This is a genomic window from Corticimicrobacter sp., assembly GCF_040137905.1.
Classification (GTDB): domain Bacteria; phylum Pseudomonadota; class Gammaproteobacteria; order Burkholderiales; family Burkholderiaceae_B; genus Corticimicrobacter.
This window is the reverse complement of sequence record NZ_JBEFDG010000032.1, coordinates 63435-87289: the sequence shown is the minus strand read 5'-3', so window position 1 is coordinate 87289 and position 23855 is coordinate 63435. Positions and strand designations below refer to the sequence as shown.

Annotated in this window: 26 protein-coding genes and 1 tRNA gene; 20 read left to right on the top strand and 7 right to left on the bottom strand. The window is 61.6% G+C overall.

Annotated features, from left to right (window positions below; genetic code table 11):
• Positions 1-12: 12 nt before the first annotated feature.
• Positions 13-588 (bottom strand): TetR/AcrR family transcriptional regulator, encoded by a 576-nt coding sequence (locus tag ABN482_RS05720; protein WP_349503083.1) that lies wholly within the window; start codon positions 586-588, stop codon positions 13-15.
• A gap of 63 nt (positions 589-651) precedes the next feature.
• Between ABN482_RS05720 and ABN482_RS05715 the strand changes: the two genes are divergently transcribed.
• Genes ABN482_RS05715 through tatC form a run of 11 tightly spaced genes read left to right on the top strand, consistent with a single transcriptional unit; the run spans position 652 to position 7117 of the window.
• A complete protein-coding gene (locus ABN482_RS05715; RefSeq protein ID WP_349503082.1) occupies positions 652-1521 on the top strand; it encodes a sulfite exporter TauE/SafE family protein in 870 nt (289 codons plus the stop codon).
• A gap of 16 nt (positions 1522-1537) precedes the next feature.
• A complete protein-coding gene (gene hisB, locus ABN482_RS05710) occupies positions 1538-2125 on the top strand; it encodes an imidazoleglycerol-phosphate dehydratase HisB (RefSeq protein ID WP_349503081.1) in 588 nt (195 codons plus the stop codon).
• Positions 2122-2754, top strand: coding sequence for an imidazole glycerol phosphate synthase subunit HisH (hisH, locus tag ABN482_RS05705; protein ID WP_349503080.1), 633 nt, complete (start codon positions 2122-2124; stop codon positions 2752-2754). Before hisB ends, hisH begins: the two co-directional genes overlap by 4 nt.
• Positions 2755-2798: 44 nt before the next feature.
• A complete protein-coding gene (hisA, locus tag ABN482_RS05700) occupies positions 2799-3551 on the top strand; it encodes a 1-(5-phosphoribosyl)-5-[(5-phosphoribosylamino)methylideneamino]imidazole-4-carboxamide isomerase (protein ID WP_349503079.1) in 753 nt (250 codons plus the stop codon).
• A 34-nt stretch (positions 3552-3585) separates the two neighbouring features.
• Positions 3586-4380: an imidazole glycerol phosphate synthase subunit HisF gene (gene hisF, locus ABN482_RS05695; protein WP_349503078.1), complete on the top strand. Its 795-nt coding sequence runs from the start codon at positions 3586-3588 to the stop codon at positions 4378-4380.
• Positions 4381-4384: 4 nt separating this feature from the next.
• Positions 4385-4795, top strand: coding sequence for a phosphoribosyl-AMP cyclohydrolase (hisI, locus tag ABN482_RS05690; protein ID WP_349503077.1), 411 nt, complete (start codon positions 4385-4387; stop codon positions 4793-4795).
• 7 nt (positions 4796-4802) lie between these two features.
• Positions 4803-5132 (top strand): phosphoribosyl-ATP diphosphatase, encoded by a 330-nt coding sequence (locus ABN482_RS05685; protein ID WP_349503076.1) that lies wholly within the window; start codon positions 4803-4805, stop codon positions 5130-5132.
• A gap of 18 nt (positions 5133-5150) precedes the next feature.
• Positions 5151-5522: a histidine triad nucleotide-binding protein gene (locus ABN482_RS05680; protein WP_349503094.1), complete on the top strand. Its 372-nt coding sequence runs from the start codon at positions 5151-5153 to the stop codon at positions 5520-5522.
• A gap of 28 nt (positions 5523-5550) precedes the next feature.
• Positions 5551-5808: a Sec-independent protein translocase subunit TatA gene (tatA, locus tag ABN482_RS05675; protein WP_349503075.1), complete on the top strand. Its 258-nt coding sequence runs from the start codon at positions 5551-5553 to the stop codon at positions 5806-5808.
• 14 nt (positions 5809-5822) lie between these two features.
• Complete coding sequence (gene tatB, locus ABN482_RS05670; protein WP_349503074.1) at positions 5823-6353, top strand: Sec-independent protein translocase protein TatB; 531 nt, start codon at positions 5823-5825, stop codon at positions 6351-6353.
• On the top strand, positions 6350-7117 hold the full coding sequence (gene tatC, locus ABN482_RS05665; RefSeq protein ID WP_349503073.1) for a twin-arginine translocase subunit TatC: 768 nt from the start codon (positions 6350-6352) through the stop codon (positions 7115-7117). Before tatB ends, tatC begins: the two co-directional genes overlap by 4 nt.
• A 62-nt stretch (positions 7118-7179) precedes the next feature.
• Here tatC and ABN482_RS05660 read toward each other — a convergent pair whose 3' ends face one another.
• Positions 7180-8316 (bottom strand): S1C family serine protease, encoded by a 1137-nt coding sequence (locus ABN482_RS05660; RefSeq protein ID WP_349503072.1) that lies wholly within the window; start codon positions 8314-8316, stop codon positions 7180-7182.
• A 36-nt stretch (positions 8317-8352) separates the two neighbouring features.
• On the opposite strand from ABN482_RS05660, the gene ABN482_RS05655 reads away from it, so the two are divergent.
• Positions 8353-9132, top strand: a complete 780-nt coding sequence (locus tag ABN482_RS05655) for a Nif3-like dinuclear metal center hexameric protein (protein WP_349503071.1) — start codon at positions 8353-8355, stop codon at positions 9130-9132.
• A 5-nt stretch (positions 9133-9137) separates the two neighbouring features.
• Here ABN482_RS05655 and mscL read toward each other — a convergent pair whose 3' ends face one another.
• Positions 9138-9599 carry a large conductance mechanosensitive channel protein MscL gene (gene mscL, locus ABN482_RS05650; RefSeq protein ID WP_109062368.1) on the bottom strand — a complete coding sequence of 154 codons (462 nt, stop codon included), beginning with the start codon at positions 9597-9599 and terminating at the stop codon, positions 9138-9140.
• Positions 9600-9817: 218 nt separating this feature from the next.
• On the opposite strand from mscL, the gene petA reads away from it, so the two are divergent.
• From petA to ABN482_RS05625, 5 genes are all read left to right on the top strand, one after another.
• A complete protein-coding gene (gene petA / locus ABN482_RS05645) occupies positions 9818-10474 on the top strand; it encodes a ubiquinol-cytochrome c reductase iron-sulfur subunit (protein WP_349503070.1) in 657 nt (218 codons plus the stop codon).
• 70 nt (positions 10475-10544) lie between these two features.
• Positions 10545-11933 (top strand): cytochrome b, encoded by a 1389-nt coding sequence (locus tag ABN482_RS05640; RefSeq protein WP_349503069.1) that lies wholly within the window; start codon positions 10545-10547, stop codon positions 11931-11933.
• A 24-nt stretch (positions 11934-11957) separates the two neighbouring features.
• Positions 11958-12821: a cytochrome c1 gene (locus tag ABN482_RS05635; protein WP_349503068.1), complete on the top strand. Its 864-nt coding sequence runs from the start codon at positions 11958-11960 to the stop codon at positions 12819-12821.
• A 115-nt stretch (positions 12822-12936) separates the two neighbouring features.
• Positions 12937-13548 carry a glutathione S-transferase N-terminal domain-containing protein gene (locus ABN482_RS05630; RefSeq protein WP_109062364.1) on the top strand — a complete coding sequence of 204 codons (612 nt, stop codon included), beginning with the start codon at positions 12937-12939 and terminating at the stop codon, positions 13546-13548.
• A gap of 18 nt (positions 13549-13566) precedes the next feature.
• Entirely contained in the window at positions 13567-14019 is a 453-nt protein-coding gene (locus ABN482_RS05625) for a ClpXP protease specificity-enhancing factor (protein WP_349503067.1), read from the top strand.
• A 103-nt stretch (positions 14020-14122) separates the two neighbouring features.
• On the opposite strand, the gene ABN482_RS05620 is transcribed toward ABN482_RS05625, so the two are convergent.
• Positions 14123-15331, bottom strand: coding sequence for a GGDEF domain-containing protein (locus tag ABN482_RS05620; protein WP_349503066.1), 1209 nt, complete (start codon positions 15329-15331; stop codon positions 14123-14125).
• 199 nt (positions 15332-15530) lie between these two features.
• Here ABN482_RS05620 and ABN482_RS05615 point away from each other — a divergent pair, with 199 nt between their 5' ends.
• Positions 15531-17735 (top strand): IgaA/UmoB family intracellular growth attenuator, encoded by a 2205-nt coding sequence (locus ABN482_RS05615; RefSeq protein ID WP_349503065.1) that lies wholly within the window; start codon positions 15531-15533, stop codon positions 17733-17735.
• Here ABN482_RS05615 and ABN482_RS05610 read toward each other — a convergent pair whose 3' ends face one another.
• Positions 17736-19037: a diguanylate cyclase domain-containing protein gene (locus tag ABN482_RS05610; protein ID WP_349503064.1), complete on the bottom strand. Its 1302-nt coding sequence runs from the start codon at positions 19035-19037 to the stop codon at positions 17736-17738.
• Positions 19038-19164: 127 nt separating this feature from the next.
• Here ABN482_RS05610 and ABN482_RS05605 point away from each other — a divergent pair, with 127 nt between their 5' ends.
• Positions 19165-19479 carry a helix-turn-helix domain-containing protein gene (locus ABN482_RS05605; protein WP_349503063.1) on the top strand — a complete coding sequence of 105 codons (315 nt, stop codon included), beginning with the start codon at positions 19165-19167 and terminating at the stop codon, positions 19477-19479.
• Here ABN482_RS05605 and ABN482_RS05600 read toward each other — a convergent pair.
• Together ABN482_RS05600 and ABN482_RS05595 are read right to left on the bottom strand one after the other, a co-directional pair.
• A tRNA-Thr gene (locus tag ABN482_RS05600) sits at positions 19467-19542 on the bottom strand. The two genes, ABN482_RS05605 and ABN482_RS05600, sit on opposite strands and share 13 nt — an antisense overlap.
• Positions 19543-19629: 87 nt before the next feature.
• Positions 19630-19980 (bottom strand): DUF1840 domain-containing protein, encoded by a 351-nt coding sequence (locus ABN482_RS05595; protein WP_349503062.1) that lies wholly within the window; start codon positions 19978-19980, stop codon positions 19630-19632.
• Positions 19981-20079: 99 nt separating this feature from the next.
• Between ABN482_RS05595 and ABN482_RS05590 the strand changes: the two genes are divergently transcribed.
• Entirely contained in the window at positions 20080-23853 is a 3774-nt protein-coding gene (locus ABN482_RS05590; RefSeq protein ID WP_349503061.1) for a phospholipase effector Tle1 domain-containing protein, read from the top strand.
• Positions 23854-23855 lie beyond the last annotated feature (2 nt).

Genomic DNA, 23855 nt, shown 5'->3' with positions numbered 1-23855 from the left:
GGCATGCCGCCATCAGATGCGGTAAGTCATGGCCTTGAGTTCGTCCAGAATGGCGGCGCGCATGTCAGAGGACTGGTCAGAGCGGATAGGTTTGCCTTCGACCAGGTCGGACAACCAGAGCCCGTCTGCCGCCAGCCGCACGATCCAGGCGGTCAGGGCCGAATCGGTCGCCGTATGCTCCGACAGCCGGGCCTCGATCCAGTGCTGCCAGCGCTCACGCAGCTGTGGCTCGGCAAACAACATGACCGACAGCACGGCCCAGCGCTTGGCATGGTCGCGGGCCTTGAGGTTGGACATGACTTCCAGATAGGCCCGCACGAAGTGCCCGCGCGGTTCTGGATCGCGGACAATGGCCTTGGCGATCTTGCGTTCCAGGCGAACGAGAAACTCGTCGCACATGGCTTCGAGCAAGGCGCGCTTGCTGGGAAAATGATGCAGCAAGCCACCCTTGCTGACACCGGCCTGGCGCGCCACGGCATCGAGCGTCAGGCTGCTGAGTCCTTCCTCGACGGCCACACGGACCGCCTGGTCAAGCAACTGCCTGCGCACGATCCCCGGTTGTTTCTTGCGGTGATGAGCCATCGACATGACCCGAAAGATACCGACTGGACGGTTTCATGTCAACCGCAGGCCCACACGCTCGCCGAAAAAATGGCATACTGGGCAGTTGCCGGGCAACTCATGCGCACGTCCGGACTGCGCTTTATCCCTACCATGCATCTCGAACTCATTCTCCTGCTCGTATGCACCGGCCTGTTCACGGGCTTTGCTGCGGGCCTGCTGGGCATTGGCGGCGGCATGCTGCTGGTGCCGTTCTTCACGTTCATTTTCACCATCCAGCAGTTTCCGGCAGACCATCTGGTGCACATGGCGATCGCCACGTCGCTCACCACGATCCTCTTCACCTCGATGTCCAGCGTATACGCACACCACCGCAAGGGGTCCGTGATCTGGAAGGCCGCATTCATGCTGATCCCCGGCATCCTGATCGGTGCCTGGATCGGCCCCACCCTGGCCGCCATGATGGACACCACGGTCCTGGCCGGTTTTTTCGGCATTTTCGTGACGGCCTCTGCACTGCAGATGCTGCTGAGCAAGCCTCCCGAACAGGCCGGCGCGCTACCCGGAATCCCGGGCATGTTTGCGGCAGGCACCGGCATCGGTACCCTGTCCGGCCTGGTCGGTGCGGGCGGCGGCTTCGTGACCGTACCCTTCCTGACTTGGCGCGGCGTGCCTATCCACAAGGCCGTCGGCACCTCGGCCGTGATGGGTTTCCCGATCGCGCTGTCCGGCACGCTCAGCAATATCTACAATGGCTGGGGCCTGCCCGACCTGCCGTCCGGCAGCCTGGGCTATGTCTATCTTCCCGGCCTGTTCTCGGTCGTCGTTTCCAGCATGCTGACCGCACCGCTGGGCGCACGCACCGCACACAAGCTCAACGTGCGGCAACTCAAGCGGGTTTTTGCCTATGTGCTGTTCCTGCTTGCCGGTTATATGATCTGGACCGCCCTGAAATCCTGACCTTTTCCCGACTGCCATGCGTACAGCCGAAATCACCCGCAATACCAACGAAACCCGCATCCGGGTCGCCATCAACCTCGATGGCACCGGCCAGCAAAAGCTCGACACCGGCGTGCCTTTCCTGGACCACATGCTGGACCAGATCGCGCGCCATGGACTGATCGATCTGGATATCCAGGCCGAAGGTGACCTGCACATCGACGCACATCACACGGTCGAGGATGTCGGCATCACGCTCGGACAGGCCATTGCGCAGGCCGTCGGCAACAAGGCCGGCATCCGTCGCTACGGCCATGCCTATGTCCCGCTCGACGAAGCGCTGTCGCGGGTTGTAGTGGATTTTTCGGGTCGTCCCGGCCTGCAATTCCATGTGCCCTTCACCCGCGCGCGCATCGGCGACTTCGACGTGGACCTGACGCAGGAGTTCTTCCAGGGACTGGTCAACCATGCCCAGATCACGCTGCATATCGACAACCTGCGCGGCATCAATGCCCACCACCAGTGCGAAACCGTATTCAAGGCCTGTGGTCGCGCACTGCGCATGGCGCTTGAACTGGACCCGCGCAGCGCAGGCGTGGTGCCTTCGACCAAGGGTGTGCTGTGAGCCGCATCGCCATCGTCAACTACGGCATGGGCAATTTCCGCTCGGTGGCGAGGGCACTGCAATATGCCGCTCCCGAGGCGGATATCCGCATCTGTGACCAGCCGGACGGCATTGCCGCTGCCGACCGCATCGTCCTGCCGGGGCAAGGTGCCATGCGTGACTGCATGCGCACGCTGCATGAATCCGGCCTGCATGAGTCCGTCATGCAGGCGGCCCGTACCAAGCCGCTGCTGGGCGTCTGCGTGGGCGAGCAGATGCTGTTCGAGCACAGCGCCGAGGGCAACACGCCCGGCCTGGGACTGTTGCCGGGTCAGGTGCACCGTTTCGAAGGCCCGGCCTTTGACGGCCCTGCCGCGCTCAAGGTACCGCACATGGGCTGGAACACGGTTCAACAGAGCCAGCCTCACCCGCTCTGGCATGCCATCCCGCAGGATGCGTACTTCTACTTCGTCCACAGTTACTATGCCGTGCCGGGACAACCCGGACTGAGCGTGGGCGAAAGCCGCTATGGCGTGGCATTCACCTGCGCAGTGGCGCACGACAATGTGTTTGCGGCACAGTTTCACCCGGAAAAGAGCGCAGAGCACGGCCTGCAGCTCTATCGCAACTTTATCGACTGGCAGCCCTGAGCGGCCGCCTCACCCTCACCCCCAACCTTTCATTTTTTGCCATCATGCTGCTGATTCCCGCCATCGACCTCAAAGACGGACACTGCGTGCGCCTGCGTCAAGGCGATCTGAACGACGCCACGGTGTTTTCCGAAGATCCCGGCGCCATGGCCGCCCACTGGCTTGAACAGGGTGGCCGGCGACTGCATCTGGTGGATCTCAATGGTGCCATCGCAGGCAAGCCGAAAAACGAAGCTGCCATCAAAAGCATCCTGAAGGCCGTCGGCGACGACATTCCCGTCCAGATCGGCGGCGGTATCCGCGACCTGGATACCATCGAACGCTACCTCGACCTGGGACTGTCATACGTCATCATCGGCACGGCAGCCGTCAAGAACCCGGGCTTCCTGCAGGACGCCTGCAGCGCCTTTCCCGGACAGGTGATCGTCGGCCTTGACGCACGCGACGGCAAGGTCGCCACCGACGGCTGGAGCAAACTGACCCGCAACGACGTGCTGGACCTGGCCAAGAAATTCGAGGATTACGGCTGCGAAGCCATCATCTATACCGATATCGGCCGTGACGGCATGCTCTCGGGTGTCAACATCGAAGCCACGGTCAGGCTGGCCCGGCACGTCCGCATCCCGGTGATCGCATCCGGCGGCGTCACCGATCTGCGCGACATCGATGCGCTGTGCGCCGTCGAGGAAGAAGGCGTCAGCGGTGCCATCCTGGGTCGCAGCATCTACGAAGGTACGCTGGATCTCAAGACGGCACAGGCACGCGCCGATGAGCTGTCAGGTGGAGCCGCCGCATGACGACATGTTCACACCTTGCAGCAGGCAGTCCGGCATGAATGGCGACCGCCCGCTCAGTGGCCTGACGCGCCGTATCATTCCCTGCCTCGACGTGACCGCCGGTCGCGTCGTCAAGGGCATCAACTTCGTCAATCTGGTCGATGCCGGCGATCCGGTCGAGATCGCCCGCCGCTACAACGAACAGGGTGCCGACGAACTGACCTTTCTCGACATCACGGCCACCAGCGACGACCGCGACCTGATCCTGCCCATTATCGAGCAGGTCGCCTCGCAGGTCTTCATCCCGCTGACCGTGGGTGGCGGCGTACGTCAGCCGCAGGACGTGCAGCGCCTGCTCAATGCCGGTGCCGACAAGGTTTCCATCAACAGCGCCGCGATCGCCAATCCCGGCCTGATCGAGGCCACCGCCGGCTACCACGGCTCGCAATGCATCGTCGTCGCCATCGACGCACGGCGTGTTTCCAGCCCTGGCGAGACACCACGCTGGGAAGTATTCACCCATGGCGGACGCCGCTCAAGCGGCCTGGATGCGCTCGAATGGGCAAGTCGCGTCGCAGCCCTGGGCGCGGGCGAGATCCTGCTGACCAGCATGGACCGCGATGGCACCAAGCAAGGCTTCGACCTCGAGCTCACCCGTGCCGTGGCCGATGCCGTCCCGGTACCCGTGATCGCTTCGGGCGGCGTTGGCAACCTGCCGCACCTGGCCGACGGCGTCACCCAGGGCGGTGCCAGTGCCGTACTGGCCGCCAGCATTTTCCACTATGGCGAATACACGATCGGGCAGGCCAAGGCCTTCATGGCCGAACAGGGTATTCCCGTCAGGATCTGACACCATGACCGACCTCCCCACTCCTGCCTGGCTTGATGAAGTCAGCTTCGATGAACAGGGCCTGCTGCCTGCAATCGCCCAGGACCTTCACAGCGGCCGCATCCTGATGTTTGCCTGGATGAACCGCGAAGCGCTGCTGGAAACCGTGCGCCTGCGCCGTGCCGTGTACTGGTCACGCTCCCGTTCGCGCCTGTGGCGCAAGGGCGAGGAATCGGGTCATGTGCAGCAATTGCACGACATCCGCCTCGACTGCGACGGTGATGTCATCCTGCTGACCGTGGAGCAGGTGGGTGGCATTGCCTGCCACACCGGGCGCGAAAGCTGCTTCTACCGCCAGTTGCAGGGCGATGCAGAGACAGCCGCCTGGACCGTAACCGATGACGTGCTCAAGGACCCCGAGCATATCTACCGCTGAGCCCGACATGAACGACACTATCCTGGCGCGCATCGCCGATACCCTGGAAACGCGGTTGCCCGAAAACGGCGGCGACCCGGCTACATCCTACGTCGCCAAGCTGCTGACCAAGGCTCCCGACGCCTTCCTCAAGAAAATCGGCGAGGAAGCCACCGAGCTCGTGATGGCCTCCAAGGATGGCGAGCGCGAGCAGATTGTGTACGAAACCGCCGATCTGTGGTTTCATTGCCTGGTGGCGCTCACCCATCACCGCATCCGGCCCGAGGAAATCCTGGCCGAACTGGCGCGACGCGAAGGGTTGTCCGGCCTGCAGGAAAAAGCCTCAAGGAGTGCATAATTGTTTGATCCTTCGCATATTCACGACAACTGCCTGTTCTGTAAAATCATCTCAGGCGAGATTCCCGCCCGGAAAGTGTATGAAGACGATGACTTTCTGGCATTTCACGATATCAATCCCGCCGCGCCGGTGCATGTGCTGCTGATTCCCAAACGCCATGTCGCCTCGTTGCAGGACATCGTGGCCGAAGATGCCGGATGGTTGGGTAGAATGATGGCGCTGGTACCCAAACTGGCGCTCGACCATGGTTGCCGCCCCGGCCCTGACGGCGGGTTCCGGCTGATCACCAACGCCGGGCGCGACGGCGGCCAGGAAGTCGGTCATCTGCATTTCCATATTCTGGGCGGCGAACGCCCCTGGACCGGGTTGGGCGCCCGAATGAACGCCTGAACCGACATGACCCCAACGGAGAAACATTATGGGTAGCTTTAGCATCTGGCACTGGTTGATCGTTCTGCTGATCGTGGCATTGGTGTTCGGCACCAAGAAACTGCGCAATATCGGTGGCGACCTCGGCGGTGCCGTCAAGGGCTTCAAGGAAGGCATGAAGGAAGCCGAGACACCCGCGCAGGCCGAACAGAAAGAACCGGCTGCCGCTGCCGCCCCCCTGCAGAACACCGCTGCCAAGCCGCAAGGCGAGACCATCGACGTGCAGGCACGCGAAAAAGCCGACTGACCGGCTGACCCATCATGTTCGACATCAGTTTCACCGAACTGATGGTGATCGGCATCATTGCGCTGATCGTCATCGGCCCTGAAAAGCTACCCAAGGTGGCCCGCACCATCGGCCACCTGCTGGGGCGTGCGCAGCGCTACGTCAACGACGTCAAGACCGATATCCGCAAGGAAATCGAACTCGACGACCTCAAGAAGTTCAAGCAGGACATGGAAAGTGCCGCCAGCGATGTACGCGGCTCCATCGACAACGTCAGCAAATCGATTGCCGATCCCGTCAACCAGATGGCACGGGAATTCCATGACATCGAGCAGAAAACGACCGCCGGCCTGACCCAGACCGGCACGACACCTGCCAGTCCGTCCGCCGGCACAGTTGAATCGGCAACCACAGCAGCAGCACCACAACCCGGCGTTGCCATTGCCACCGATAGTGCGCATGCAGCAGAGCCCGCCGCGCCCACGGTTGCCACACCGCCCGTCCCTGCTGACACGCACACGCCCAGCCCGGCTGCACAAGCCCAAGATACAACCCGCCAGCCATGAATACGCAGGAACCCCAGGAAGACAGCTTCATCTCGCACCTGATCGAACTGCGATCACGGCTGCTGCGCGCTGCAGCAGCTCTCCTGGGCTTCTTCGTGCTCCTGTTCCTGTGGCCCGGCGCCTCGGCCATCTATGACATCCTGGCGCAGCCGATGCTGGCAGCGCTCCCGGAAGGTACACGCATGATCGCTACCGGCGTGATCACCCCCTTCATGGTGCCTGTCAAGATCACCATGATGGCGGCTTTCGTGCTCAGCCTGCCGATCGTGCTCTACCAGGCCTGGGCCTTCGTGGCCCCCGGCCTGTATCGGCATGAACAGAAGCTGGCACTGCCGCTGATCGTCTCGAGCACCCTGCTGTTCCTGGCCGGCATGGCCTTCTGCTATTTCTTCGTATTCCGTACGGTCTTCCACTTCATTGCGACCTTCGCGCCGCAATCGATCACGCCGGCACCTGATATCGAAGCCTACCTGAACTTCGTCATCACAATGTTCCTGGCGTTCGGCATCACCTTCGAGGTGCCGGTTGCCGTGGTGTTGCTGATCCGCACCGGGCTGGTCACCATCGAAAAGCTCAAGTCTGCACGCGGCTATGTCATCGTCGGCGCGTTCATTATCGCCGCCGTCGTTACGCCGCCCGATGTCGTCAGCCAATTCATGCTGGCCGTCCCGCTATGCCTGCTCTACGAAGTCGGCATTCTGGTGGGCAGGGCAGTCCAGCCACGGACAGATCGCAGCAGCGAGAGTACCGACATCACACCATAGAACGACTCATCATCGCCCGGATGGTGCCATCACGTCATGGCCGGCACCATCATCTCCTGACGCTATCTTTCCGCCACGGGCAATCCAGGACGCTGGCCAGCCACCACTTTCAGCGTCTGCACAGCCCCCTCGCGCAGCACATCCAGTTCGACCAGAGCTCCCGGCGTCTGGGATGCAATCAGGTTCAGCAGATGAAGGGTGTCCCGCACCTGCTGCCGGTTGAGGGTGTTGACGATATCGCCCGGCCGCAATCCGCCACGATGTGCGGGGCCATCACGCAATACCGCCGCCACCAGCACACCCTGCGACTGCGACAGGCCGAAAGCCTGAGCCAGGTCAGGCGTCATATCCTGAGGCTCAATGCCCAGCCAGCCTCGCTGCACAACACCTTGCTTGAGCAACTGCTCCATGACCTGCCTGACTGTCGCCGCAGGAATCGCAAAGCCAATACCCAATGAGCCGCCCGTACGGGAAAAGATCGCCGTATTGATGCCTACCAACCTGCCATCGGCATCGATCAGCGCCCCGCCCGAGCTGCCTGGATTGATGGCTGCATCGGTCTGGATGAAGTTTTCATAGGTATTGATGCCCAACCGGTCGCGTCCCAGGGCCGATACGATTCCCAGTGACGTCGTCTGGCCCACGCCAAACGGATTGCCGATGGCCAGCACAATGTCCCCGACCCGGACACCTTCCGTACGGAACTGACGTGCAGGATCCAACCCCTCGATGCCCTTGACGTCGATATGCAGTATCGCCAGATCCGTATCCGGATCGGCACCTACCAGTGAAGCATTGACCTCGCGCCCATCCACCAGCATCACGGCAATCTCGTCGGCCGCCTCGATCACATGATAGTTGGTGAGAACGTGCCCATCCCTGCCGACCAGGACACCCGAACCCAGACTGGTGCTCTCTTCCTCCCCTTGAGGCAGGCCGGGCAACTGCCCGAGCAAGTCCTGCAGCGGCGACCCCTCGGGCAGCGTCAGCAGCGGCACCCGCACGCGCTTCTGGCTATACACATTGACGACGGCCGGAGCAGCACGCGCCACGGCATCTGCATACGAGGCAGATGTCGCCTGGGACGGCACACGTCTGATGTCATCCCCCCCAGCGCCGGGCCGCAGCAGTCCCAAAACGAATAGAATACCCAGGGTCAATGTGACAGCCTGGGCAAAGATCAACCATAACCGCCGCATCAGGAATCACCAATTTTCATACCGGATTGACAGAAGATGAGCACAATTGAAACCAAGGACCTGACTGCCTGGCTGGACGAACTGCTGCAGGTACACCTGTTTCGCGATTACTGTCCGATTGGCCTCCAGGTCGAAGGCAGGCCGACTATACGCCGCATCGTCAGCGGCGTCACGGCCTCCGAGGCCTTGCTGCGTGCCGCCATCGAGCGCAACGCCGATGCCGTGCTGGTCCATCATGGCTGGTTCTGGCGCAACGAGGATGCCCGCATCAGGGGCATCAAGCGCACCCGATTGGCGCTGACGCTGGCGCATGATCTCAACCTGATCGCCTACCACCTGCCCCTGGATGCTCACCCCGTGCTGGGCAACAATGCCCAACTGGCGCGCGTACTGGGTTTTGAGCCTGAATGCCGACCCGGCACGCAGTCCCCGGCCACTTGCGGCCCCGACAACCTTGTCTGGCTGGGGCATGCGCCTGGCATTGCCACGCTGTCCGAACTGCAGGCACGCATTGCGACACGGCTGGGCCGCGAACCCCTGGTCGTCGGTGACCCTGGCCAGCCCGTCGGCCGCATCGCCTGGTGCACCGGAGGTGCCCAGGGCATGATGCAGGCCGGACTCGACGCCGGTGCCACCATCTACATCACCGGAGAAGCCTCGGAGCACAATACGCACCTGGCACGAGAGACCGGCACCGCGTTCATCGGCGCAGGTCACCACGCTACGGAACGCTATGGCGTGGAAGCCCTCGGCCAGGCCATAACCGAACGATTCGGCATCGAGGTCGAGTTTCTGGATATCGACAATCCAGTCTGAGGCACTTACTTGTTCTTGAGCAGATCCCGTATGTCACGCAGCAGCACCACATCCTCGCTCGGTGCAGGCGGTGCCTCGGGTTCTGCCGGGACTTCCTGTTCGGCACTGCGGCGTGCCATATTGATCAGCTTGACCATCCAGAACACCACGAAAGCCAGCAGGACGAAGTTGATCAGGATGGTCAGGAAGTTGCCCCACCCCAGAACAATGGCACCGGCATCGACCAGTTCGGTATAGGTCTGCCCCCCCGCATAGCCTTCCGGCACGCGCAGCGTGATGAACTTGTTGGCAAAATCGACCGAACCGCCCAGAATGAAATTGATCACGGGCATGACGATGTCCTTGACCAGGGAGTCGACGATCTTGCCGAACGCCGCCCCCACGATCACACCTACAGCCAGGTCGACAACGCTACCGCGGACGGCGAATTCACGGAACTCATGGAGAAAGCCGGTTTTCTTGCTCATATCTTCCCTCGCTCAAAAGATGCCCTACAATAGACACGCGCTATGATACGCGGCGCTGGCAATGGCCTTCCCAAATAACCATATTAACAACATGGGGAAGCCGGTTTTCTTTGCGCTAGATCACGTTTCTTTGCGCTAGATCACATAGGACCCGGTCTGCTATCGGGTATATATATGTGATTTTGTCACTACCGATTCCGAAAAGGGAAATCAGCAAGATGAGTCACGATACGATAGTGCTCGACGACGACGAAGGTGCAATCGACCCCAACCTGCCACCCGATCCCTCGCGTCGCACCTGGGTTGGCATCACCTGTGCGCTCGGAGGTGCGGCTGGCGTAGCTACTGCCGTTCCCTTTGTCAGCACGTTCGCGCCCTCCGACAAGGCCCGCGCCGCAGGTGCCCCGGTCGAGGTCGAAATCGGCGATATGGTTCCCGGCGAGATGCGCACGGTCGAATGGCGCGGCAAACCCGTCTGGATCATCCGTCGCACTGCCGAGCAAATGGCCTCCCTGGCCACCGACACCAACGAACTGGCCGATCCGGACTCGCTGCGCACCGGTGAATATCCCACGCCGCAATACGCCCAGAACGAGTGGCGCTCTTACGACGACCACAAGGATTTCCTGGTCGTGGTGGGTATCTGCACACACCTGGGCTGTTCTCCTACCCCCCGCTTCGCCACCGGCCCGCAGCCCAGCCTGCCGGCCAACTGGGAAGGCGGCTTCCTTTGCCCCTGCCACGGCTCGACGTTCGACATGGCCGGCCGCGTGTTCAAGAACAAGCCGGCACCGGACAACCTCGAAGTGCCTCCCTACAAGTACCTCACCGCCACGCGCATCATCGTCGGCGTTGACGAGGGCAACCAGGCATAACGGTCAGGGTCGGATGTGCATCGCGCATCCACACGATATTCATTTAGAGAACAGTTGAAGGAGCCGTTTCATGGCTGGCGAAAAAACCGTCGAAACGACAGGTCTGCTGGGGTGGATCGATAGGCGATTCCCCCTCACAGCGACCATGCGGGCGCATGTCACCGAGTACTACGCCCCCAAGAATTTCAATTTCTGGTACTGGTTCGGCTCATTGGCCATGCTGGTACTGGTCATCCAGATCGTGACCGGGATTTTCCTGGTCATGCACTACAAGCCGGACGCCGCGCGTGCGTTCATGTCCGTCGAATACATCATGCGCGAAGTGCCATGGGGCTGGCTGGTCCGCTACATGCACTCGACCGGTGCCTCGATGTTCTTCGTGGTGGTCTACCTGCACATGCTGCGCGGCCTGCTGTACGGTTCCTACCGCAAGCCTCGTGAGCTGGTGTGGATCTTCGGCGTGGCGATCTTCCTCTGTCTGATGGCCGAAGCCTTCATGGGCTACCTGCTGCCCTGGGGCCAGATGTCCTACTGGGGTGCCCAGGTGATCATCAACCTGTTCGCAGCCATTCCGTTCATCGGACCTGAGCTGTCGATCTGGATCCGCGGCGACTACGTCGTGGGCGATGCCACCCTCAACCGCTTCTTCTCGCTGCACGTGATCGCCGTGCCGCTGGTGCTGATCGGCCTGATCGTGGCCCACATCATCGCCCTGCACGAAGTGGGTTCCAACAACCCCGACGGCATCGAAATCAAGAAGATCAAGGACAAGTACGGTCGTCCTGCCGACGGCATTCCGTTCCACCCCTACTACACGGTGCACGACATCCTGGGTGTGGCCGGCTTCCTGATCATCTTCTTCGCCATTGTGTTCTTTGCCCCTGAAATGGGCGGCTACTTCCTGGAATACAACAACTTCATTCCGGCCGATCCGCTCAAGACGCCGCCGCACATCGCCCCGGTCTGGTATTTCACGCCGTTCTATTCGATGCTGCGTGCCACCACCGACCAGTTCACCTGGGTGCTGCTGCTGTTTGCAGTGCTGGGCATGATTCCTGTCATCCGCGCCAAGGGCATCAACCCGACGCTGCGCCTGGTGCTGCTGGCCGTGCTGGCTGGCGTGGCCGTGGGCCTGCGCCTGTTCGACGCCAAGTTCTGGGGTGTGATCGTCATGGGCGGTACGGTGGTGATGCTGGCTTTCCTGCCCTGGCTCGACCACTCGCCGGTCAAGTCGATCCGCTACCGTCCGGGCTGGCACAAGATTCTGTATGGCATCTTCATGATCAACTTCGTGATCCTGGGTTATCTGGGCACGCAAGCTCCGTCCGACCTGTTCAATCTGCTGTCGCAAATCGGAACCGTCATCTACCTGGCGTTCTTCCTGCTGATGCCGTACTGGAGCACGATGGGCACATTCAAGCCCGTTCCCCAGCGCGTCAATTTCCGACCCCACCATTGAGCCAATCATTTTTACGGACTTATCATGATCAAGAAGCTATTTGGCGCATTGGCCCTGGTACTGAGTTGCGGGACGGCCGTCGTACACGCGGCCGATGCGGGCTACCCGCTTGAAAGCGCCCCCAAGCCGGTCACCGACCTGGGTGCGCTGCAGAACGGCGCGAAAATCTTCGTCAACTACTGTCTGAGCTGTCACAGCGCCAGCGCCGTACGCTACAACAAGCTGCTGCAGATCGGCCTGACCGAAGAGCAGATCAAGAACAGCCTGCTGTTCACCGGCGAAGGCGTGGGCGACATGATGGACATCGCCATGACACCCAAGGACGCCAAGGCCTGGCTGGGTACGACCCCGCCCGACCTGTCGGTGATCGCCCGTGCCAAGTCGACCAATGCCGGCCCCAGCGGTGCAGACTACATCTACACCTACCTGCGTACGTTCTATCGCGACACCAGCAAGGCCACCGGCTGGGACAACTTGGTCTTCCCGAGCGTGGGCATGCCTCATGTGATGTGGGATGTACAGGGTCCGCGCACGCTCACGACCACCACCGTCCACCAGGTCAGCAGTGATCCGGCCAACCCCGAGGCCCCCAAGGTCTGGGAGCGCGTCACGGTTACCTATGACCAGGATGGATACGCCACCAGCCAGAAGGAAACGCTGCAAGGCGAGGCACACGCATCGTTCGATGCCAAGTTCACCTCGCTGAATCCTGAAAAGGATGCTGCCTTCGACATGGATGTGGCCGACCTGACGGCATTCCTGGCCTGGATGTCCGAGCCTGTGCAACAGGATCGCAAGCTGATCGGTATCTGGGTCATGCTGTTCCTGTTCATCTTCCTGTTCGTCGCATACCGTCTCAATGCGGCATTCTGGAAGGACGTGAGGTAATATATAAGATAGCCCCGCCGTTTATCCGTGCAATTCACGCCGGATCCGGCGCCCGGGCCAGCGCGGCAGTGTCCGCGCTGGCCTTTAGTTATTTTCAAGGACTGGAACGCCTGCCATGATGGTTCTTTATTCCGGCACCACCTGCCCCTTTTCCCAACGCTGCCGTTTTGTACTGTTCGAAAAGGGCATGGATTTCGAAATCCGCGATATCGACCTCTACAACAAGCCCGAAGATATCGCCACGATGAACCCCTACGGCCAGGTACCCATCCTGACCGAACGGGAACTGGTCCTGTACGAATCCAACATCATCAACGAATACATCGATGAGCGCTTCCCGCATCCCCAACTGATGCCGGCAGATCCCATCATGCGTGCCCGCACGCGCCTGCTGCTCTATCACTTCGAGCGCGAGCTGTTCGTGCACGTCGCCATTCTCGAGGACCGCCTGGGCCAGTACGACCAGAAGCAGAAAGACCAGGCCCGTGTCGCCATCCGCGACAACCTGACGATGTTCGCCCCCAACATGGTCAAGAACAAGTTCATGCTGGGCGAGGAGTTCTCCATGCTCGACGTGGCCATCGCGCCGCTGCTCTGGCGCCTGAACCATTACGGCATCGAACTGCCGCGCAATGCTGCTCCGCTGCAAAAATATGCAGAGCGTATCTTCTCGCGCCCTGCCTACATCGAGGCGCTGACCCCGTCCGAGAAGATCATGCGCCGCTGATGCCGGGAGAGCGATGCCATGGGTGATATTTCCACCAAGCCGTACCTGATCCGTGCCCTGCACGAATGGTGTACCGACAGCGGCTACACACCGTACATCGTGGTCCAGGTCAATGACCGCACCCAGGTGCCACAAGGGCATGTGCGCGATGGACAGATCACGCTCAACATCAGCGCACTGGCCACCAACAAGCTGCTGCTGGGCAATGAGTATGTCGAGTTCGAAGCCCGCTTCAATGGCCGGACCGAGCGTGTCTCGGTACCGGTCGGTTCGGTGATCGCGATCTATTCGCGTGAAACGGGCGAAGGCATGGGCTTCGAGGTCGAAGAGCCCGCTGTGGCAGAAGAAGGCGAAGCAACCATGCATGACGCATCGCCAGTCTTGACCGATGCATCCGCAGCCGCAGAGGCCGCACAGCAACCCGGCAGTGACGCTTCCGGCAAGCGCAGCCACCTGACGGTCGTCAAGTAATCGCATCAAGATACGCCCACCAGAGACCGCTCAAGGATTTGAGCGGTCTTTTTTTGCCACCACATAGTGAATCATCCCGTGCAGATGCAGGGCAATGCCGTGATCAGGAAGCGTCAGCAGTCAGCGGCATTGGCATCGGTATGATTTCCTGCCCCGGCAAGACGGCACAGGCCCGCCCGGAGCGCTTGGCCAGATACATGCGCTGGTCGGCGCGATCAACCAGCTCCTGCCAGTCCTGGGCCTTGTCCTGTTCGCGCTCTGCCATGCCGATGGAAGCCGTCAGGGGTTGTCCATCGGCACGCAAGCCCATGCCGGCCATACGCAGGCGCTCAAGGAAAATCGTCAGCTTGTCGGCATTCATGTCCGGCAGCGCCACGACGAACTCTTCACCGCCCCAGCGGATCAGCATGTCACCACTGCGCAGGCTGCTGCGCAGGCGCGTGGCAAACTCGACCAGCACCACATCGCCAGCCTCATGGCCAAAGCCGTCATTGATGGCCTTGAAGTGATCGATATCGAAAAACGCCAGTGCGAGGGGCTTGTCGGAGGACTCGGCCATCATGAACATGCGCTCCAGCGCCTCGACGCCGGAACGCCGGGTCTGTGCGCCCGTGAGCTGATCGGTCATGGCACGATGCACCAGCCGCTCCATGTAGTGGGACTGGGTCATGCCCGAGAACATTGCCACCCCCGTCATCATGCACATGAACCAGAGAGCGGCACCATGCTGGGCCAGCGACAGATCTCCGCCCGAGAGGCTCATGCCGACCAGGGCCACGCCCAGGATCGGGCAGGCAAACAACAGAATCTCAAGTGCCGACAGCGGAAAAATGGCCAGCCCGCCCAGCACGATACTGGGCATGAAGGCGTAGAGTTGCAGTACCAGGCGCTGGGTGGCAGTCAGGTAATGAATATCGACCAGCATCATCGCCATCAGGTAGAAGAGCGAGGGCACCATCAGCATGATCGACAGCATCACCAGTGCCTGCACATAAGGCCGGCGTACGGAAATATCACGCGGCCAGGCCAACAAGGCAAAAATGGCGCTCGCGATCAGCCTCAGGACTGTCAGCTTGATGGCGGTATCCCATCCAAACACCAGGAAATCGATGATTGCGCAGATCGGCACCAGCACGGCAAACACCAGGCAGATCAACTGCACGCGTGCCACGATCACCGTAGCGGCATGGCGCCGGATCGATGCTGAACGGCCAAACGGCATGACCAGTTCCCACACCTGGCTGCTGGACGGCCGGGTGGGTGCAACGATATTCTGCAGAATGTAATTCCAAAGCTGTTTCAGGAATGCCATAAGTCAGGAAGCGGTACCTAGGAGGAGGCGTGATCCGGCAACGCCACCAAGCAGTATCCCTACGCAGATGGCAACAAACGCAAACAATTTCAATTGTATCCCGTCCTCGTCACTTGTTTGCAGGCAACATTGGGTATGGCACGTCAATTTTTGCAATTTTGATAACATCGTCGGTTTGTCACGCCGGAAAAACGCCGACATGGATACCTTGCTGATTCTGAAACTTGGACTGCTGATTTTCGTCCTGGTTTACTCCATTTACAATTACGCCATCTATCGAAACCGTCGGCGCACCGACAAGCACGCATTCAAGGATTTTCTCGCACGCAGCCAGCCGGTACGCACCCTGACGGCGGAAGAAAAGCCACTGATCCAGCCCTTCCTGATTCATCCGGCCAAGCCCAAGTCGACAGCACGCCTGCGCAGTGACCAGGTGTACATCCTGGAAGGCCCCCATATTCGCCACGGCTACTCGAACAGCGAGGGCCAGTCTGTCATGCATGACACGCTCGGCGGACTGGATGTGGTCCTGCCACACGATGCCATCGATTTCCTGCAGGAACACAATGTCGCTGAAGTCGTGCTGACAGACACCTTTGCCATCGTGATTCGCCTGAACGAGGCGTTTGACCTGATCGGCGGCAAGGCCCGCAGCGATGAGAGGGAACGGATCGAGCAGAAATGGCAGCATGGCGAAGCCCTGTCTTCAGGAGCCACAAGCCATGCCACCACGGCAGACGGCACGGCAGAAAGCGATATACCCATCTCGGAAAATGCCTCGCAACTCATCGCCCAGCGCGATGAAACGCAGGACGAAGCACGCTTTCGCACGGGCCTGGGTTTCGGTCTGCTGGCCAGCACGCTGCTGTTCGGCATGTTCCTGTGCCTGGGCATCGCCGGCAATGCAGATGAGCCCGCTACCCGTACCGCCTGGCTGGCCGGTGCCGGACTCTGCGCAGCCCTGGCGCTCTGGCGCTGGATTGCGCGCAGCCGTCGCCGCGCCAAGCCCCAGAAGGTCAACCGCGTCCGGGGGCCGGCCAATCTCGTCAGGCTGGTCAATCCCGACAACAGCAGCATCGTCGCCTCGCAACTGTTCATCGGCGACAGCGTCCCCGTGAACCTGCCCGCACACTGGACCCGACACGGCATCGACCTGCGCCTGGACGGCATCGTGGATGCCGATGTGCGAGTGGATGACAGGATGATCGTGCGCCTGAACAACCAGTTGTCGATCAACGAGGAGTTGCAGCGCCTGCCCATGCATTACTGGGGCCGTTTCCTCACATTGTCGCTGGCCAGCGCGGCCGCCGTCGGCCTGCTCTGGATCATGAATGGTGAAGAGGCCGGACGTGATCTTGCCCTGAGCCGCTCGCTGCTGGGCGGAAAGACCGAACTCGCCTACTCGGACGCCACTCAACTGCGCACGGCACTTCCCAGTGAGGGAGACCTGCTGGCCCTGTCCGGCCAGGCACGCTGCAGCCTGCTCTGGCCGGAAGATACGGGCAAATCGCTCGGCCTGGACTGCCAGCGCCTGATCTGGACCGACGAAACTGCGGCACCACTGCCGGCACTGGACCCACTGGCTGTCTCACTGTACGAGGGCAGCATACTGCAGGCACGACCGGCACACGCCGTTTCCAGTCTGCTGTCCCTGCTGGCACAGGCAGGCCAGCCGCTGCGCCGTTCGGCCAGCCAGACACCGTACCACCTGACCAGGCTGAACCAGACTATTGCCCGCATCGACGAGGCGTGTCCATTCGACCTGGATGTCTCCCCACGTCTGACGCTATGTGCAGCATTGCGGCACAGCCTGCTCGAACTCTTGATCACGGATATGCCCGAGGGCGCGGAAAAAACCTGGGACGCGCTGCGCGACTATGCCTCGCATGCAGGCAACGGCGGCATCCTGACGGCCAACGGACTGGCTATCGTCCAGCAGGCCACGCGCGACCTTGGTGCCAACCTCATCATGATGGAGGCTGGCGCACCGCTGCGCACCATCGCAGGCGCTGACCGCACCCAGGGCGTGGTACTGCACGTCTGGCCGGGCCTTCACAGCACCCTGCCGGAAGCCCCTGTGCGCCAGGACAACCTGCTGGAGGTGCTGCGTTTCGCGCATACACAATGGCAACCTGATGGCGCAATGCCGTTTGTCGTTCGCGGTCATGTCGTGACGCAGGGTGATGACCTGGGCCGGCCGGTGCTCTATGTCGATGCCACGCAGGCTGCCGAAGATCGCCCCCCTGCCCTGATCCGCACGGCAACACTGGCATTGGCACTCGCCCTGACATTGGTCTTCGCGTTGCTCTGGGCCTGGCAATTCATCCTGGCCCGCAAGCGGGAGCGCCTGCTGGGCACCCTGCTGCGTGAACAGACCGCCCGCGCACCCAATACCTTCTTCTAGTCAGAAGCTGACGCGCCCCCGCCCTGCGGCCTTGGCACGATACATGGCCTGATCCGCACGATGCAGCAATGTTGCTGCATCGGTGCCATCGTGCGGGCACAAGGCGATCCCGAGGCTCGCCGATGTCGTGACGTCCCGGCCATCCAGCAGCAAAGGCTGCGACAGCGCCGTCAGGATCTTGCGACCCACCCGGGCCGCCTGCTCGGCTGTCTGTATCGTATCCAGCAAGACCACGAATTCATCCCCCCCCAGCCGTGCCACCAGGTCGCTGCCACGCACGCAGCTTCTGAGCCGGTCTGCCACCGCAACCAGCAGTTGATCCCCGACGTGATGACCGTATCGGTCATTGACCGGCTTGAAGCGGTCCAGGTCCAGGAACAGCACGGCCAGCAGGCGACCCCCGCTGCAGCAGGGGATGGACTCATCGAGCTTTTGCTGCAGGCGGCGACGATTGGCCAGCCCCGTCAGCAGGTCATGGTGTGCCTGGAAATGGATTTCGCGCTCGCTGTGCTTGCGCTTGCTGACGTTCTGCTTGACACCCACATAGTGAAGAATGCGTCCGTTCTCCTCACGTACCGGCGCGATGGTCAGTTCTTCGTGGTACAGCGTGCCATCCTTGCGACGATTGAGCAATTCGCCATGCCAGACCTTGCCCTGGCGGATGGTGCGCCACATATTTTTGTAGAACGCACGGCTCTGAGCACCTGAATTGAGCAACCGCCCAGGCGTCAATCCGACGGATTCGCTCATGGAATAGCCGGTCATGCGCTCAAACGCAGCATTGACCCACTTTATCCGTGCCCTGGCATCCGTAATGATGACGCCATTGGCCACGTTCTCGAGCGCGGAAATCAACAGCCGCCTGTGTGCATCATCCTCGCGGTCTCGCGACAGGTTACGCATCAGCACGACGCCACCAAGCAACTCGTGCCCCTGCCACGCAGGCTGGTAGCGCCACGACACAGGCAGAGAGCCACCATTCTTGCATTTCAGCCAGGCTTGCCCGTCGCAGGTCTGGCCCATGTACTCACCCACCTGCAATGCCAGCGGTTGCCGGGTGCGCGGTGCATGCAAAAGCGCCTCTCCTGCCACGCCCAGCAAGTCATGTTCCTCGTAACCCAACATTGCACAGGCTGCAGAATTGACCCGTATCACCCGCCCTTCCACATCCAGCGCAAGCATACCCTCCGTCATGCCTAGCATGACGGAATCCAGCCAGCCGGATCCACAGGCGGGCTTGACGCCCGCACGGGCTCCCCAGGCCAGCAAGGCGCGTGTGCCGGAGGCGAAAAGGCGTCTCATGCTCTGGGATGTGGCGCGTTGCAGCCGATGCGCCTTGTTTCGTTATGTAGACAATTGTCCGTAGACAATAGTCTACAGCAAAAGCGATGCTAGCTGTATGGTCAAAGCCCCCGGCAAACCTCTTGCGATGCAGTTCGGACGTGTGCTCAAGGCACACAGGATGGACAGTGGGCTATCGCAGGAAGAGCTGGCACACAGGGCAGCCATAGACAGGACATTCGTCTCCATGCTGGAGCGTGGCTTGCGCCTGCCCACCCTGGGCGTCATCCTGGCATTGGCGCATGCTCTGAACACTTCCGGTGCCCAACTGATTGCACAGGTTGAACAGCTCGGCATGTCACCGCACACTGATCCACCCGTACCTGTACGCAAGGAACAGGCAAAGAAAAAGGCCAGCCCCAAAAGGCTGGCCTTTGCATCGGATCCGTGTGGTGCCGGTTAGAGGAGTCGAACCCCCGACCTTCGCATTACAAGTGCGCTGCTCTACCAACTGAGCTAAACCGGCCCGTCCTGCCGCATCAGACAAAATCTGATGCACGATATGGCAAGCCTTTTATTCTAACCCGACTCTACAGCATTTGCACTGGTGCCCTTACCAGGGCGAAGCAGTTTCCCAATCGACTTCGGTCTGCGCATCACGAGCCTGTCGCATCAGATTCAGCAGCGGATAGGCACGCTGGCGCAACCCCACGGGCTGCTCGACAGGGTGCGGGATCGGCTGATCCGAATCATCCTGCTGGTTGTGTGCGGCATGGGGGTCATCGGCACCCGCAATGGCCGACTCCAGGCCAGCGATGGCAGCATCAAGCTGCGCAGAGGTCCAGACGCCCCGTTCCGGGACGCCATCGGCCACGGATTTGCCGGCGGCCTGCAACAGCGGCTGGGCATGCTGTGCCAGCATCAGGACATCGCCACCAGCCTTGGATCTGAATGTAATCAGCATGAGAGGTGTCACTTTTACGGATGGTCAAAAACATACACTAACGCAGTCCGGCCATCCTGCCAACCGGCACCATGAGGCATCCCTTTCCGGAGCCCCGCCGTGGCCTCATGTTTCCCTGCTCGCTTGCTGCTGCACAGCCTCCATACCCTGTCAGCCATCGTCCTTCATGCCGCCACCCAGGCGGCCTCACCGCCCTTCCAGTGCACGCCCTCGCGTCTGGGCCACCCATGCCAGCCCAACAGCCAGGCCGTATTGCAAAGCAATCACGAGCCGACCCTCAACCTGGGTGCCGGCAACCCCATCCATCTGGCGACAGGCAACAAGCACCAGCAGGAAATAGACATGCCGCGTCAACCTGGCCCGCTCGGCCTGGAACTGATCCGTTATTACAATTCCTCGGATCCTCGTCCATCACCACTGGGGCGCAGCTGGCGTCTTTCCTACGATACCCGCCTGCACGGCATCCCCCATCACCCACAGATCATCCAGGCCGATGGCAGCCGCATCGAATTCGCCAGCATGACCGATGACAGCCCTGCCTGCCTGGCGCTGCAGACAGGACAGGGCCATCTTGAACAGACGACAGCCGAATGGCGCTGGCACTGGACCGATGGTCATATCCTGAGTTTCAACCTCGATGGCTACCTGATCCGCATCCAGCATGGCGAAAACAGGCTGGAGATACAGCGCCATGCGGAGGCAGGCCCTCTGCAGCACGCCATGGCGCACGTCTCCGATCCTGCAGGCAGATCACTCACTTTCAACTATGAAATCACGCCACAGGGTGCGCGGCTGGCGCAGGTAGACACCCCGTACGGACCATGGCACTACCAGCACGACACTCCAGGCATCCACCTGCGGCTGACCGGGTTGCAACGGCCCGATGGCATGACCCGCACCTATCAGCATGAAGCCAGCGGCAATCTGGAACAGGCTCCTTATCTGCTGACGGGCATCACCATCGGCAACGACCGCCGATCCCTGCGCATAGGCACCTGGCACTACGATGCCACGGGTCGCGCCGATGCCTTCGAACGCCCCGGCGCTCCAGAGTCGCGAATACAGTTGCAGTATCTGCGGCCGGACTCCCCGCATCATACCGGCCTGACACTTCAGACCATCGTCACCAGCAACAAAGGACGCACCCGGTTCGAGATCGGTGTCACCCCGGCAGGCTATCGACTGCGCAATGCGCAGGGTCCAGGATGCCCGGGATGTCCGACACCGGTCGGCCCGATAGGCTACGATGCCCAGGATCGGATTGACCACATTGCGGGCCTGTCCCTGCGGCGCGATGCTGCCGGAGCCATTATCGGGCTGTCCGGCACGATTCCTGGCTGGCCTGGGCTCGACATCCGCTATGCACCGGACGGCAGGCTGCTCGGCTGGCGCAGCACCGTGACCGGGCTAGAGTCCTGGCAAACATCTGCCGATGCCCGGATGTTGCTGCGCCGCTTTGCCAATGGCGATGAATGGCGGTACCGCTACGACAAGACCCAGCGACTGACCAGATTCGACGTGCGCAAGGCAGGTGGTGCCTGGACTACTACCCGCCTGGACTGGCACCACGACGGCTATCCGGCACGCCTGCAGCACCCTCACGAAACAACATCATGGCAGATCACCCGGCAGAACGTCGGTAGCCGCATCGAACAGCGGATTTCCAGGCCGGCACTGCTGCCGGGCGTCGCGCCGCTGTCCTATCGCGAACACTACGAGCACGATACGGAAGGCCGGTTGCTGCGCCACGCGCTGCCAGAAGGTGGCCAACTGCTGTATGCATGGTCTGCACAGGGCAGACTGACATCGATAGACTGGCAGGACCGCGACGGGCAGACCCGGCGCATCCTTGACAGTTCGCTGCAGGTGCCCGGCTACCGCCATGGAAATGGCTGGCACACCGTGGGGGACACCGTCCAAGGCCGGCTGCGCACACTGACCAGCAGCCCGCCGAGTGGCAACCCTGCCTCATCCCTCGTTCAGCACCTGCGCCAGGATCGACACGGTCGTCTGTCGGCAGAGTGGCTGCAGACGGCACAGGCACATCCTGCCGCCCGCCTGTACGGCCATGATGAGCAAGGCCGAATCGGGCTGATCATCTCCACCCCTGCACCCGGTCATGCAGAAGCAGAACGACGTTACATTTCCTGGAAACAGGCGGAAGATGCACTTGCCACGACATCGGCCACACAGGCAGACCCTATCCTGCGCGACGCCAGTGGCCTGCCCACCCGCATCGGCAAGCGCCAGCTTGAATACTCGGCACAGCGCAGGCTGACTCGCGTCACGGACGACAGCGTACCAGCCGGCAAACCGGCCACACTCCTTGGACAGTATCTGCACAATGCCTCTGGTGTACGCATTTTCAAACGCGCAGATGGCCAGGACAGTCACTATCTCTACCACGGCCACCGCCTGTCTGCCGTGGTGCGGCCCGCCACCCAGGTGGGTGCAGACAACGGGCTCCTGTCCAGCGCATGGGCGGTGACCCAGCGCTATGTGTACGCACAGGGCATCCCCATCGCCATGATCGACTATGGAAAGGCAGCCGCCGACCTGTACTTTATCCACAGCGATGCCATCGGCATGCCGTTGATGATCAGCGACGCCCAGGCCCGACCGGTCTGGCATCTCCGGCCCGATGCACTGGGCCACGCGCCCCGCCCCGCGACCACGCTGACCCATGAGTTTCCGCTGCGACTGCCCGGCCAGGTGCTCGACCCCGAAACCGGCTGGCATGACAATTACCTGCGCACCTATGATCCGGCTGCCGGCCACTACCTGGAACCGGATCCGATTGGCCCGATACCTGGCAACAGCGCCTTCGGCTACGCAGGCCAGCGCTTCCGCAGTCACGCAGATCCACTCGGCCTGCTGCTATTCGCCTTCGACGGCACCCGCAACGCTCCGTCCACACGCACCAACGTCTGGCTCATGAGCCAGCTCTATCAGGATGGCAGCACGTTCTACATCCCAGGCCCGGGTCAGCCCGGCAGAACCGACTATGACGCGTTGGCCGCCAGCTCGGCACACGCCATCATCGAACGCCAGTGGGCCCGCCTGCTGCAGACACTGCATGCCCGCCAGTCCAGCCATGACTACACGGCCATCGATCTGGTCGGATTCTCACGCGGTGCCGCCCTGGCGCGACACTTTGCCAACAGGATCGCCGAGCACACACAGCAGGGGCGTTTCCAGGCCTACGATCCGGCACTGGGCCAGATCAGTCTGTGCGTAGACCTGCGCTTCATGGGCCTGTTCGACACCGTGGCCCAGATGGGCCTGAACGGTGCGCGCAACACTGAGTTCGACTTTTCGATTTCACCTGCCTGGCAGTGGGTTGCCCACGCGGTCGCCCTGCACGAGCAGCGGGCCCTGTTTCCGCTGACCGGGCTACGCGGTCCCGGCGAAGTCGGGGCCAATCTGGTCGAGGCCGGATTTCTCGGTGCCCATGGCGATATCGGTGGTGGCTACCTCGATACTTCCACCCGGGTAACCCAGCAGGGAGATCTCTCGGATGTCGCCCTGAACTGGATGCTCTGGCAAGCCCGGGCCAGCGGCCTGGCGCTCGCCGCTACCCCCTGGGCACACCGCCAGGTCGAGGACCCCACGCTGCACGACGAACGGCTGCCCTACCTGCGCCAGGGCGATCGCAGGATGGATGCCCCGGATACCGCCTGGCTGAACGCCCAGGCCCAGCATGAGCAACTGGGTGACCGGGCCCGCGATGCGCTGGAGAATTTCATCCAGCGAGTTCCGGAATGGCAAAACGCAGGTGGCAACGATGTCGGCAGCGTGAACATGGAGGAATATGGCCGCTGGCTGGAAGAGACCCAGGGCTTCAGGATGGCATCGCCCCCCGGGTCGCTGTAAAC